The sequence below is a fragment of the Angustibacter aerolatus genome (assembly GCF_054776675.1).
This window is the reverse complement of the sequence record NZ_BAAHBM010000089.1, coordinates 1-12,003: the sequence shown is the minus strand read 5'-3', so window position 1 is coordinate 12,003 and position 12,003 is coordinate 1. Positions and strand designations below refer to the sequence as shown.

12 protein-coding genes and 1 pseudogene are annotated in these 12,003 nt (G+C 74.4%); 4 read left to right on the top strand and 9 right to left on the bottom strand.

Translation table 11 applies throughout. From position 1 onward, the window contains the following. Window positions 1-194, bottom strand: a 194-nt coding sequence (locus ACYVI6_RS15785; RefSeq protein ID WP_460447280.1) for a hypothetical protein, incomplete at its 3' end; no start/stop codon positions are given. A gap of 92 nt (window positions 195-286) precedes the next feature. On the opposite strand from ACYVI6_RS15785, the gene ACYVI6_RS15780 reads away from it, so the two are divergent. Then, window positions 287-961, top strand: coding sequence for a hypothetical protein (locus ACYVI6_RS15780; protein ID WP_460447279.1), 675 nt, complete (start codon window positions 287-289; stop codon window positions 959-961). A gap of 12 nt (window positions 962-973) precedes the next feature. On the opposite strand, the gene ACYVI6_RS15775 is transcribed toward ACYVI6_RS15780, so the two are convergent. The 3 genes from ACYVI6_RS15775 to ACYVI6_RS15765 are packed head-to-tail and all read right to left on the bottom strand — an operon-like array spanning window position 974 to window position 3,620. Continuing rightward, window positions 974-2,014 (bottom strand): NAD(P)/FAD-dependent oxidoreductase, encoded by a 1,041-nt coding sequence (locus ACYVI6_RS15775; RefSeq protein ID WP_460447278.1) that lies wholly within the window; start codon window positions 2,012-2,014, stop codon window positions 974-976. Further along, complete coding sequence (locus tag ACYVI6_RS15770; protein WP_460447277.1) at window positions 2,011-2,547, bottom strand: isoprenylcysteine carboxyl methyltransferase family protein; 537 nt, start codon at window positions 2,545-2,547, stop codon at window positions 2,011-2,013. The genes ACYVI6_RS15775 and ACYVI6_RS15770 overlap by 4 nt, the downstream gene beginning before the upstream one ends. After that, entirely contained in the window at window positions 2,541-3,620 is a 1,080-nt protein-coding gene (locus ACYVI6_RS15765; RefSeq protein ID WP_460447276.1) for a type III polyketide synthase, read from the bottom strand. The genes ACYVI6_RS15770 and ACYVI6_RS15765 overlap by 7 nt, the downstream gene beginning before the upstream one ends. Before the next feature lie 71 nt (window positions 3,621-3,691). On the opposite strand from ACYVI6_RS15765, the gene ACYVI6_RS15760 reads away from it, so the two are divergent. Beyond that, window positions 3,692-4,510, top strand: a complete 819-nt coding sequence (locus ACYVI6_RS15760; RefSeq protein ID WP_460447275.1) for a UbiA family prenyltransferase — start codon at window positions 3,692-3,694, stop codon at window positions 4,508-4,510. 90 nt (window positions 4,511-4,600) lie between these two features. Then, window positions 4,601-4,840 (top strand): hypothetical protein, encoded by a 240-nt coding sequence (locus ACYVI6_RS15755; protein WP_460447274.1) that lies wholly within the window; start codon window positions 4,601-4,603, stop codon window positions 4,838-4,840. Between the two features lie 16 nt (window positions 4,841-4,856). Here ACYVI6_RS15755 and ACYVI6_RS15750 read toward each other — a convergent pair whose 3' ends face one another. Next, window positions 4,857-6,713: a glycoside hydrolase family 2 protein gene (locus ACYVI6_RS15750; RefSeq protein ID WP_460447273.1), complete on the bottom strand. Its 1,857-nt coding sequence runs from the start codon at window positions 6,711-6,713 to the stop codon at window positions 4,857-4,859. Window positions 6,714-6,800: 87 nt separating this feature from the next. Here ACYVI6_RS15750 and ACYVI6_RS15745 point away from each other — a divergent pair, with 87 nt between their 5' ends. After that, window positions 6,801-7,694, top strand: coding sequence for an SDR family oxidoreductase (locus tag ACYVI6_RS15745; RefSeq protein WP_460447272.1), 894 nt, complete (start codon window positions 6,801-6,803; stop codon window positions 7,692-7,694). 64 nt (window positions 7,695-7,758) lie between these two features. Here ACYVI6_RS15745 and ACYVI6_RS15740 read toward each other — a convergent pair whose 3' ends face one another. From ACYVI6_RS15740 to ACYVI6_RS15725, 4 genes and pseudogenes are all read right to left on the bottom strand, one after another. Next, entirely contained in the window at window positions 7,759-8,646 is an 888-nt protein-coding gene (locus ACYVI6_RS15740; protein ID WP_460447271.1) for a carbohydrate ABC transporter permease, read from the bottom strand. Beyond that, window positions 8,646-9,608: a carbohydrate ABC transporter permease gene (locus ACYVI6_RS15735; protein ID WP_460447270.1), complete on the bottom strand. Its 963-nt coding sequence runs from the start codon at window positions 9,606-9,608 to the stop codon at window positions 8,646-8,648. The genes ACYVI6_RS15740 and ACYVI6_RS15735 overlap by 1 nt, the downstream gene beginning before the upstream one ends. A 2-nt stretch (window positions 9,609-9,610) precedes the next feature. Beyond that, window positions 9,611-10,963, bottom strand: a complete 1,353-nt coding sequence (locus ACYVI6_RS15730) for an ABC transporter substrate-binding protein (RefSeq protein WP_460447269.1) — start codon at window positions 10,961-10,963, stop codon at window positions 9,611-9,613. A gap of 17 nt (window positions 10,964-10,980) precedes the next feature. After that, window positions 10,981-12,003, bottom strand: a pseudogene (locus ACYVI6_RS15725) (family 43 glycosylhydrolase); the annotation flags it as partial.

Sequence of the window (12,003 nt, the reverse complement as noted above, 5' to 3'; positions counted from 1 at the left end):
CGCTCGGCCCGGTCGGCGAGGTCGGTGGCGCGCTGCGCGTCGCCGCTCGGCGCCTCCTCGACGAGCGCGGCCGCGGCCTGCACGTCGTCGAGCACCGACCGCGGGTCGGTGACGTACGCCGACACGTGCTCGAGCGCGTGCAGCAGCGTGCGGGCACGGTGCAGCCACGTGGTGAGCTGCACGTCGTCGCCCACGGCGACACCCCCTCCACGCCCCGTCGGACGTCCGTCCCCCTCGAGCCGCCACGCACCGGCGCGGCGGCCTCCCCGCGCACCACGTTACCGTGATGCCCTGGCACGGAGCGAGGCTCGGCGACACGGGGGTGCGGGTGCGACGGCTGCGGCGACGCGTGCTGGGCCGACGCGTGCTGGGGCTGCTGGCGCTGGTCGTGCTGCCGCTGACCGCCTGCGGCGACGACGAGTCGGCCCCTGACGCCACGGACGCCGCCCGGCTGCGCGCCGTCACCACCGACCTCGCCGCGCTGACCGGCACCGCGCCGAGCGCCCGCGCCGCGAGCACCGACGTGGGCTCGGCCGACGTGCCCTACCGGCGGGCCAGGGTGCGCGCCGACGCGGGGCGGCTCGACGCGCTGCTGCCGCTCGTGCGCCGGATGACGGGCGAGGGGTGGCGCCTCACCTGGGCCTCGTGCCGCGCGCCCGACACCGCCGGCAGCGCGCCGCGCGAGGTGCGGCTGCAGCTGGCCCGGCCGTTCGAGGGGCTGCCCGGCGGGACCGCGACGGTGCTGGCGGACGTCCGCGCCAGTGCGTACGCCGACGACTCGGGCGGCGCGGTCGTCGAGGCGGTCGTGCCGCACCACCTCGACACCTCCACCCGCTACCGGGTGCCGGACGCCGACCTCGACCTGGCCGCCAGCTGCCTGGCCGACCCGCCACCCGCCGCCGACCCCCGCCCGGCCGCCGTCGAGGGCGGCGAGCGCGTCACCCTCGCCGGCGCGCTCTAGCCGGCAGGCGGCTCAGGCCTCGAGCTGGTCGACGGCCCGGCGGAACACCCCGGGCAGGGCCCGGGCGGCCGGCACCAGCGCCGGGCGCACGGGCGGCACCCGGCTCGCCGCCAGCAGCGTCGAGGTGATGAGCCGGTAGCGGCGCGACACGTCGAGCCAGGCCTGCTCGTAGTCGCCGGGGCGCTCGGCGACCAGCGCGTCGACCAGCACGCGGGCGCTCGCCAGCGACACCGCGATGCCCTCGCCGGTCAGCGCGTCGACGTACCCGGCGGCGTCGCCGACCAGCAGCACCCGGCCGGCGACGCGGCGCGTCGAGCGCTGCCGCAGCGGTCCGGCGCTGCGCGCGCTGGTGGCCGGCGCGGCCGGCAGCCGCTCGGCGAGCCGCGGGAACTGCCGCAGGTGCTGCTCGAACGGGCCCTGGTGGTGCACGAGCAGCGCCACGCCGACCAGGTCGGGCGCGACCGGCGTCACGTACGCCTCGGCGTCGCGGGCCCAGTGCACCTCGACCAGGTCGGTCCACGGCTCGACGGCGAAGTGCCGGCGCAGGCCGTACCGGGCCCGCCCGCGCACCGGCGCGTCGAGCCCGAGCGCCGCGCGCACGGGGGAGTGCAGTCCGTCGGCGGCCACCAACCAGCGAGTGCGCAGCCCGGTGCCGTCGGCCAGCGACGCGTCGACGCCCTCGACGTCCTGCCGCACGCCGGTGACCCGGCCGGTGCGCACCTCGACGCCGGCGTCGCGGGCGGCCTGCAGCAGCGCCGGCTGCAGGGTGGTGCGCCGCACCCCGCGACCGGTGCCGTCGGTGAAGAGCGCGCGCGCCTCGCGGCCGCTGCCGTCGACGTACCGGATGCCGCGGAACGGCACGCCCGCCACGACGCCGGCCAGCTCGCGAACGGCCTCGACGGCGCCCGGCATCAGCCCCTCGCCGCAGGCCTTGTCGATCGGCCCGCTGCGCGGCTCGATCAGCGCCGTCCGCAGCCCGGCGCGGGCTGCGAGGGTCGCGGTGGCCAGGCCGGCCGGGCCGCCGCCGACCACCAGCAGGTCGGTGCCGGTCATGCGGCCGCCGGCATGGCCTCGGCCTCGGTCAGCGCGGCGCGCTCGGTGCGGATGCGCACGGTGAGCAGCGCCGCGTTCAGCACGGTGAACGCGACGGCGGTCACCCACGCGGTGTGCACCAGCGGCAGCGCCACGCCCTCGGCGACGACCACCACGTAGTTGGGGTGCGGCAACCAGCGGTACGGCCCGGAGCGCACGCGCGGCAGCCCGGGCACCACGACCACCTTGGTGTTCCAGCGGTGCCCCAGCGTGCCGATGCACCACCAGCGCACGGCCTGGGCCAGCACCACGAGCGCCAGCATCGTCCAGCCGAGCGCGGGCACGAACGGCCGGTCGAGCGCCAGCACCTCGACGACCATCGCCGCGAGGAACAGCGTGTGCAGGGTGACCATCACCGGGAAGTGCCCCTGGCCGCGCTCGAACCCGCCGTGCTGCATCGCCCAGCGCAGGTTGCGCTTCGAGACCACGAGCTCGGCGAGCCGCTCGACGCCGACCAGCAGCACCAGCACCACGAACCAGGCGGCGCTCACCATCGCAGCAGCACGAGCTCGGCGCAGAAGCCCGGCCCCATCGCCAGCAGCAGCCCGGGCGCACCGGCCGGGTGCTGACGCTTGACGAGCGTGTCGTGCAGCACGTGCAGCACCGACGACGACGACAGGTTGCCCACCTCGGCGAGCGAGGCCCAGGTGAGCTCGAGCGCGTCGTCCGGCAGCCGCAGCTCGGCCTGGATCGCCTCGATCACCTTCGGGCCGCCGGGGTGCGACACCCACCCGACGACGTCGTCGACCTCGAGGCCGTGGTCGCCGAGGAACCCGCGCACGTCGCCGCCGAGGTACGTCCGCACCAGGTCCGGCACCTCGACGCCGAGCACCACCTTGAGGCCCCCGGACCCGACGTCCCACCCCATGGCGCGCTGGGTGCCGGGGTAGAGGTGGCTGCGGCTGTCGACCAGCTCGGGGCCGTCCCACGTGACGCCGGGCGGTGGCTGCCGGTCGGCGCCGACCACGACGACCGCGGCCGCGCCGTCGCCGAACAGTCCGGACGCCACCAGCGCCGCCGTCGACCGGTCGTCGGCCTGCAGCGTCAGCGTGCAGAGCTCGACCGACAGCAGCACCGCGACCCGGTCGGGGTGACCGGCGAGCAGGTCGTGCGTGCGGGCCAGCCCCGCGGCGCCGCCGGCGCAGCCGAGCCCGAAGAGCGGCACCCGGTGCACGTCGGGCCGCAGCCCGATGCGGTTCGCGATGCGCGCGTCGAGCGACGGGATCGCCATGCCGGTCACCGTCGTCGTCACCACGACGTCGACGTCCGCCGGTCGCAGGCCGGCCCGCTCGAGCGCGCCGGTGATCGCCTGCGCCCCCAGCTCGGTCGCCACCTCGAGGAACGCGTCGTTGCGGGCGCCGAAGTCGCCCAGGTCGCGGTAGCGCTCGAGCGGCAGCGCCAGGTGCCGGGCGGCGACCTGCGAGCTCTCGTGCAGCCGGTGCAGCAGCTGGTGCGGGTGGTCGTCGCCCAGCACCACCTGCGCGAACGTCTCGGTGATCTCGCGCTGCTGGTAGCGGTGCGGGGGCAGCACCGGCTGCACGGCCGCCACCCGGCTGGGACTCACCATCGCCCGAGCATACGAGCGGCGCCTGCGGGCTGCCCGCCCGAGACGCGGTCGCGGCTGCGTAGGGTGCGTGCGTGATCGGGGGCCTGGTGCGCACCTCCCACCCCGGCCCCGGTCTGGCGGTGACGCTGCTGGCGACGGCGCTCGCGGCGGGTGACGGCGCGAGCGCGCTGCGCTGTCTGCTGGTGCTGCTCGTCGTGGGCGTCGGGCAGCTGTCGATCGGCTGGGCCAACGACTGGCTGGACGCCGGGCGCGACCGGGCCGTCGGACGCACCGACAAGCCGGTCGCGTCGGGAGCCGTGCCGGAGCACGTCGTGCGCGCCGCCGCGCTCGCGTCGGCCGCGCTGTCGGTGCCGCTGTCGTTCGCGCTCGGCACCGGAGCCGGGGCGGCGCACCTCGTCGTCGTCGCCTCGGGCTGGGCCTACGACCTCGGGCTCAAGCGCACCGTGCTGTCGTGGGTGCCGTACGCCACGGCCTTCGGCACGCTGCCGGCCGTCGTGCGGCTGGGGGTGCCGCCGGGCGAGGTGCCGCCGTCCTGGCTGGTGGTGGCGGGGGCGCTGCTCGGCGTCGGCGCGCACGTGGTGAACACGCTGCCCGACCTCGACGACGACCGTGCCACCGGCGTCTTCAGCGCGCCGTACCGGTTGGGGCGCAAGGGATCCGGCGTCGCGGCGCCGCTGCTGCTCGTGCTCGCCTCGGCGCTCGTCGTGTCGGGCACCGGCGGCGGTGCGCTCGGCGTCGTCGGCCTCGTGGTCAGCGCCGCGCTCGCGGTGGTGGCCGTGCTCGCGGCGCTGCGCGGGGTGCGCGGTCAGCTCACGGTGCTCGCCGCGGCGGGCATCGCGCTGGTCGACGTCGTGCTCGTCGTGGCGAGCGGGTCCGCCCTCACCGGGTGACGCCAGCGCCGGCACAGCGCCAGGACAGCGCGGGCCGCGAACGTCTCCTGCAGACGGCCGACCGGCGGCCGCAGGCGCGAGGAGGACCCGATGAGCACCCCCACCACCACCACCCGGCCGCAGACCGGCCCCACCGCCGTCCCGGACGCCGTCTGGGTGCCGCGGCGCGACGTCGTGGACCGAGGGCGCCGCTACCGGGTGCCGGCCGCGTTCGGCGCCGCCGGGCTGGTCGTCGGCAGCGCCCTCGGCGGCGGCACGGTCGCGATCGTGCACCACGTGCAGGCCGGGCAGCAGGCGCCGCTCGTGCCCGGCACCGGCCTGGCGACCTGAGCGGGCCGCGCGCGGCTCACTCGGCCGCGCCTGGCTCGGCCGCCGCCGTGGGGGAGTAGTCGCCGTAGGCGAACTCGCCGACGGCGTCGCCCGGCACCGCGGCCGAGACGCGGGCCGTGACGGCCCGCAGCTGCTCGACCGGCACCTTCGGCTCGCGGGCCGCGGTGAGCAGGCCGTTGCGCTCCTGCTGGGTGTCGGTGAGCTGCGTCCAGCAGAAGCCGACCACGGCGGGGCTGTCGAGCAGCGCGGTCACCAGGTCGCGGTACCCGGCGAGCAGGGCGTCGGCGTCCGGCACCGCGCCGTACCCGTGCCACCCGTCGTCGGTGGCCAGCGAGATGCCGCCGAACTCGCTGACCAGCACCGGCCGGTCCTCGCGCTGCAGTCCCTGCAGCAGCACCACCCGGTAGGCCGGCTGCGTGTTCGACAGCGTGTGCTCGACGGCGTCGCGGGTGCCGTACCGCTCGCGCAGCACCTCGCCGCGGCTGGTGTAGTCGTGCACGGTCACCACGTCGGTCACCGGCTGCTCCCAGCCGTCGTTGCCGATCACCAGGCGCTCGGGGTCGATCGCCTTCGTGAGGTGGAACAGCGCGCGCACGAACGCCTGCTGCGCCGGCGACCGCTCGAGCGCCGGCACGCCCCAGCTCTCGTTGACCGGCACCCAGGCGACGATGCACGGGTGGCTGGCGTCGCGCTCCAGCACCTCGAGCCACTCGCGGGTCACCCGCTCGACGGTCGTCGTCGAGTACTCGTACGCCGCCGGCATCTCCGCCCACACCAGCAGCCCCAGCCGGTCGCACCACTCCAGGAACCGCGGGTCCTCGACCTTCTGGTGCAGCCGGACGCCGTTGAACCCCAGCTCCTTCGCCAGCTCGACCTCGCGGCGCAGCGCGTCGGCGCTCGGTGCGGCCAGGTGGCTCTCGGGCCAGAAGTTCTGCGCCAGCACCAGGCGCAGGTAGTACGGCCGGCCGTTCAGCAGCAGGCGGTCGCGGGACGCCTGCACGCTGCGCAGCGCCGTGTAGCTGCCCACCTCGTCGAGCACCACCCCGTCGGCGCCGAGCAGCGTGAGCGTGGCGTCGATCAGCTCGGGCGACTCCGGCGTCCACAGCAGCCGCGAGTGGCCGAGGCTCATGTCGTGCTCCACGAGCGTGATCCGGCGCTCGATCTCGCCGCTGTCGGCGAGGTACGTGTCGTCGGCGACCACCTCGTCGTGGTGCCGCAGCACCACCCGCAGCCGCAGCCCCCGGTGCTCGTCGCGCCGCAGCCGCACGGCCAGCCCGATGCTGCGCGCGTCGACGTCCGGCGTCCAGCGCAGCGAGCGGATGCGGGCCTCGGGCACCTCCTCCAGCCACACCGGCTGCCAGATGCCCGACGTCCGGTCGTACCAGATGGCGTGCGGCTCGGGCTGCCAGTCCTGCTTGCCGCGCGGCTGCCGCAGGTCGGTCGGGCTGTCCTCGGCGCGCACCACGACCACCTGGCGCCCCGACGGGTCGAGGGTGGGAGTGATGTCGGCGGTGAACGGTGTGTGGCCGCCCTCGTGGTAGGCGACGGCGTGCCCGTTCACCCACACGTGCGCGCGGTAGTCGACGGCGCCCAGGTGCAGCAGCAGCCGGCGGCCCGGAGCGGCCGACGCCTCGACGACGCGCCGGTACCAGACGACGGGGTGGTGGCCGGTGTCGCCGATCCCGCTGGCCGGCGACTCGAACGGGAAGGGGACGACGATCGTGCGGTCGAACACGTCGTCGCGGCGCTGCCACTGCTGCGCCACGCCCTCGCCGGTGTCGTCGAACGCGAGGTCCCACTCGCCGCACAGGTCCTGCCACTCCGGGCGGGTGAGCTGCGGGCGGGGGTGCTGGCGTCCGTCCGAGGTCGGCATGCGTCCAGCATGCTGGCGTGCCGCAGCGGCGGCATCCTGGCGACGGGGTCGGCTCCACGGCCCACCACGACCCAGGAGGGACCCCTCGTGAGCGAGGACCAGACCACCCCGCAGGACCCGACGTCGCAGCACGAGCAGCCCGACACCGAGGGCGAGCAGATCGCCCACCCCGGCGTGACGTCCGACATGGGCGAGCAGCCCGACCACGGCGAGGACAGCTACCGCGGCAGCAACCGGCTCGAGGGCAAGCGGGCCGTGATCACCGGCGGCGACTCCGGCATCGGCCGGGCCGTCGCGCTGGCGTTCGCCCGCGAGGGCGCCGACGTGCTCATCGCCTACCTCGAGGACGAGGAGGAGGACGCGCAGGAGACCGTGCGCCTCGTGGAGGACGCCGGTCGCAAGGCCGTCACCTGCCCCGGCGACCTGCGCGACGAGAGCCACTGCCAGCAGGTGATCGACACCGCCGTGCAGGAGCTGGGTGGCGTCGACGTGCTGGTGAACAACGCGGCGTACCAGATGGTGCAGCCCGGTGGCATCGCCGACATCACGACCGAGCAGTTCGACCGCGTCATGAAGACGAACCTGTACGCGATGTTCTGGTTGTCGAAGATGGCGCTGCAGCACATGCAGCCCGGCTCGACGATCATCAACACCGCGTCGATCCAGGGCACCACGCCCTCGCCCGAGCTGCTCGACTACGCCACCACCAAGGGTGCGATCATCAACTTCACCAAGGGCCTGGCCCAGGGCGTCGCCGAGCAGGGCGTCCGCGTGAACGCCGTGGCACCCGGCCCGATCTGGACGCCGCTCATCCCGGCCACCATGCCGCCGGAGAAGGTCGAGACGTTCGGCGAGGACGCGCCGCTCGGCCGCGCCGGACAGCCCGCCGAGCTGGCGCCGGCGTACGTGTTCTTCGCCTCGCAGGAGTCCAGCTACGTCACCGGCGAGGTGCTCGCCGTCACCGGCGGCACCCCGCTCTGAGCCGGCACGCGCAGCAGCGCCCCGGACCCCTCGGGGGTCCGGGGCGCTGCCGTGTCGAGGATCGTCAGCCCTTGACGCCCGACCGCGAGACGCCCTCGATGATGAACCGCTGCGCCAGCACGTAGAGCAGCAGCACCGGCACGCTGGCGATCACCGCGCCGGCCATCAGCAGGTCGTAGCGCACGCTGTTCGCCGACTGCAGCGTCGACAGGCCCGCGGGCAGCGTCTGCGACTCGGGGCTGAAGAGCACGTAGACCGGCCAGAGGAAGTCGTTCCAGTTGGTGAGGAACGACAGCAGCGCCAGCGTCACCAGCGCCGGCTTCGACAGCGGCAGCACGACCTTCGCGAAGGTCTGCCACCGGTTCGCGCCGTCGAGCGTGGCCGCCTCCTCGAGCTCGGCCGGCAGCGACAGGAAGAACTGCCGGACGAAGAACACCCCGAACGCGCTGGCCGCCGTCGGCACGATCACCGCGACGAGGGTGTCGAGCCACTTCAGCTGCCCGACGATCAGGTAGTTCGGGATGACGAGGATGACCGGCGGCACGAAGAGCGTCGCGATGATGGCGCCGAACACGATCCGCTTGCCCCGGAACTGCATGCGCGCCAACGGGTACGCCGCCATCGCCGCGGTGGCGACGACGAGCGCCGCGTTGGCGGTGGCCGCGATCATGCTGTTGGCGAACCAGCGCAGCATCGGCGTGCCGGGGGCGTCCAGGATCGAGGTGTAGGCCTGCGTGGTGAAGGGGTGCGGCCACCAGGTGGGCGGCACCCCCGCCGCCTCGGCCCGCGTCTTGAACGACGTGATGAGCATGAAGAGCAGCGGGCTGACGAACAGCAGCGCCAGCAGGATCATGCCGACGTAGCGCAGCGTCCGGCCCGCGCCGCCGCTCCGCTTGTTCGCGGTCGGCGCCGCCGACGTGTCGCGACCCGTGGTCGCCGTGGCCGTGGCCATCACGCCTCCCTCTCGCGGAACAGCATGAACACGCCGACGCTCAGCAGCATCAGCACCACGGTGAGCACGTAGCTCATGGCGGCGGCGTCGCCCATCTGGAAGTTCGTCAGGCCGGTCTCGGTGATCTGGTAGATCGCCGTGCGGGTCTCGCGACCCGGTGCGCCGCGCGTCATGAGGTACGACTGCCCGAACATGTTCGCCGAGGCGATGATCGTGACCATCGTGACGAACGACAGCACCGGCCGCAGGCCCGGCAGCGTGACGTTGCGGAACCGCTGCCAGGCGTTCGCGCCGTCGACGCGGGCCGCCTCGTAGAGCTCCGGCGAGATGTCCTGCAGCCCGGCGAGGTAGATGACGGCGTTGAAGCCGAGCGTCCACCACACGGTGACGCCGATCAGCGCCACCCACGCCGGCGGCGTCGACGTCAGCCACGCGACGTGGTCGCCCAGACCGAGCGCCCCGAGGTACTGGTTCACCAGGCCGATGTTCGCGTCGAGCAGGAACCGCCACAGCGAGGAGACGACGGCGACGCCCAGCACGTACGGCGCGAAGTACAGCGCGCGGAACAGGTTGCGGCCCCTGAGCTTCGCGTTCATCAGCAGCGCGACCGCGAGCGGGACGACGAGCAGCAGCGGCACGCTGATCACCGTGAAGATGCCGGTCGCCCGCATGGCCTGCCAGAACGGCCCGGCGGTGACCGACCCCGCGGTGAAGAGCTTGGCGTAGTTGTCCAGGCCCACGAACGGCTTGCCCGGCAGCGTGTAGTCGTAGTCGTGCAGGCTGATCCACAGGCCGAACACGATGGGCGCGACCACGAACGCCAGGAACAGCACCAGGTACGGCGCGAGGAACAGCCAGGGCGCGATCCCGCTCCGCCCGGCCGGCCCCGCCTTCACCTTCCCGCTGCGACTCGGGGCCGCGGTCGCCGCGTCGTGCTGTGGCTGCGTCGCCACGGTCGACATGGTCAGGCCCCGAACTTCTTCTGGTTGGCCTGCATGAGCTGCGTGGCCTTCGACGCCGCGTCCTTCAGCGCCGCCTGGGGGGTCTGCTTGCCGAGGACGCCGTTCGCGACCGCGATCTCGAGCGTCTGCGACTGCACGTCGCCCAGGCCCGGCACCGGCGGCAGGAACTTCAGCTGCGCGATCTCGGCCGCGATCGGCGCCTGCTTGGTGCCCTTGACCGCCGCCGACTCCCGCACCGACTTGCGCGCCGGCACCATGCCCGCGCCCGCCCACTCGGCGGACTTCTGGCTGATCCAGTCGATGAAGACCTTCGAGGCCTGCAGCCGGTTCTCGTCCTGCGTCGCCTGCCTGGTCAGGTAGAAGTTGTGCGAGTTGGCCCAGACCGCGTTCGTCTCGCCGATCTTCGGCACCGGGGCCAGGGCGTACGGCAGCTTGGCGGCGTTCAGGTCGTTGATCTGCCAGATGCCGTCCCAGGTGACCGACAGCTTCTTGTTCTTGAACCCGACGTACTGCGAGTCGATCGCCACGTTCGACGGGCTGTAGCCCCGGGTCACCATGTCGCGCATCCAGGTGAGCGCCGCGACGCCCTGCTCGGAGTCGAACGTCGCCCTGCTGCCGTCGGTGGCGTACGGCTCGCCGCCGTTCTGCCACAGCAGGGACAGGAACATCAGGTGCGCAGGCCAGCGGGTCGGCATCCAGAACGGCTGGTCCTGGCCGCCCTTGCCCTTCAGCGCGTCGAGCGCGGCCTGGAAGGAGGCCTTGTCCGTCGGTGCCTCGGTGACGCCGGCCTTCGTGAAGTCGTCGGTGTTGTAGTACATCGCGAGCGAGTGCACGTCGAGCGGGATGCCGTAGCGGGCGCCCTTGAACTGCCCGGCCTGCCAGACCTCCGGCGTGAAGTCGGCCTCGCTCAGCCCGATCGCGGACGCGACGTCGTCGACCGGCACGATGATCTTGCGGACGGCGTTCGTCGCCAGCTGGTCGAGGTGCATGGCGCCGACGTCCGGGCCCTTGCCGGCGGTGACGGCCGCGGGCAGCCGCTGGTAGTACTGCGCCCACTCGATCGTGTTGCTGTTGACCGCGATGGTCGGGTGCTCCTTCTGGAACTGGGCGACCATCTGCTTCATGAACGGGCCGTCGCCGCCGGTGAAGCCGTTCCAGTACGACAGCGTGATCTTCGGGCCGTCGTACTTCGCCGTGAACGTGCCGGACGGCTTGGCGGCGCCAGCCCCTCCGGCGGCGTCGCTGGCCGACTTGCCGCCGCCGCAGGCGGTCAGCGCCGCGGCGGCGGCCGTGCCGACGCCGAGGCCCAGGAAGCCGCGGCGGGTCAGGTCGGTGGGTGCGTCGTGGTCGCGCATGGTGCTCCTCGTGGTTGCTAGCGAGAGATCCGGAGGTAGTCGAAGACCGCGGTGGCGCCGGCACCGCCGTGCGCCACCAGGCCGACGCGGACGTCGGTGCCGGCCGGCAGGGTCCAGACCCCGCCGCGCACCCAGTGCCGTCCGTCGCGGCTCGACCAGCCGCGCAGCCGGTGCTCGCCGTCGGCGGCCACGGTGTGCGTGATGCGCAGCCACGTGGTGGTCGACGGCGGGCCGACGATGGTGCCGCCGTACGAGAGCCGGTCGGCGTAGGGCGTCTCCTTGCCGAACTCGACCTGGCGGGTGTCCCAGATGGCGACGTGCGACAGCCGGGTGAACAGGTCGTCGCCGCCGTAGGCGATCAACCCGCCCTGCTGGAAGTTGCGGACGTCGTCGGTGCCGAGGTCGATGGTCAGCTTGGTCTCGGCGGTCCACGCGCCCTGCGGCGCGTCGCGCAGCAGCACGCCGGCGGTGTTGTCCGGCCCGGTCAGGTCGGCGGCCTCGGTCGGCCAGCGCAGCGCGCCGCCCGACACGGTGGCGGCGGCGTCAGGGCGCACCCACGACCAGCCGGCGCCGAGCGCGCTGCCGCTGAACTCGTCGCTCATCGACCGCACGAGCCGGCTGGGGACGACGTCGCGCACGACGCGGGTGACCGGCTTCGTGGACGCGAGCGCCGACAGGTCGTCGACGTGCACGCCGCGGCCCAGCGCGACCACGCCGTCGGCGCCGGACGCCGTGCCGAGCGATCGCGGCAGCCGCAGCGACAGGTCGGCCACGGGGTCGCCGAGCCGGGCGTGCGACACCTGCGCGCGGACGTCGCGGCCGCGCACCTGCAGCGACACCGCGTGCCACGCGCTGGTGCGGAACCCGGCCGGCAGCGCCGCGGTCGTGGTGCGGGCCGACCGGCCGGCGCCGGCCTGCAGGGTCACCGACCCACCCTTCGAGCCCGGGCCGGGCCGCACGGTGAGCGTCGCGTCGCCGGCGCGCACGCGGTAGGCCGCGCCGGTGGTGCGCACGTCGGCCTCGACCCGCGGGGCGCGGGG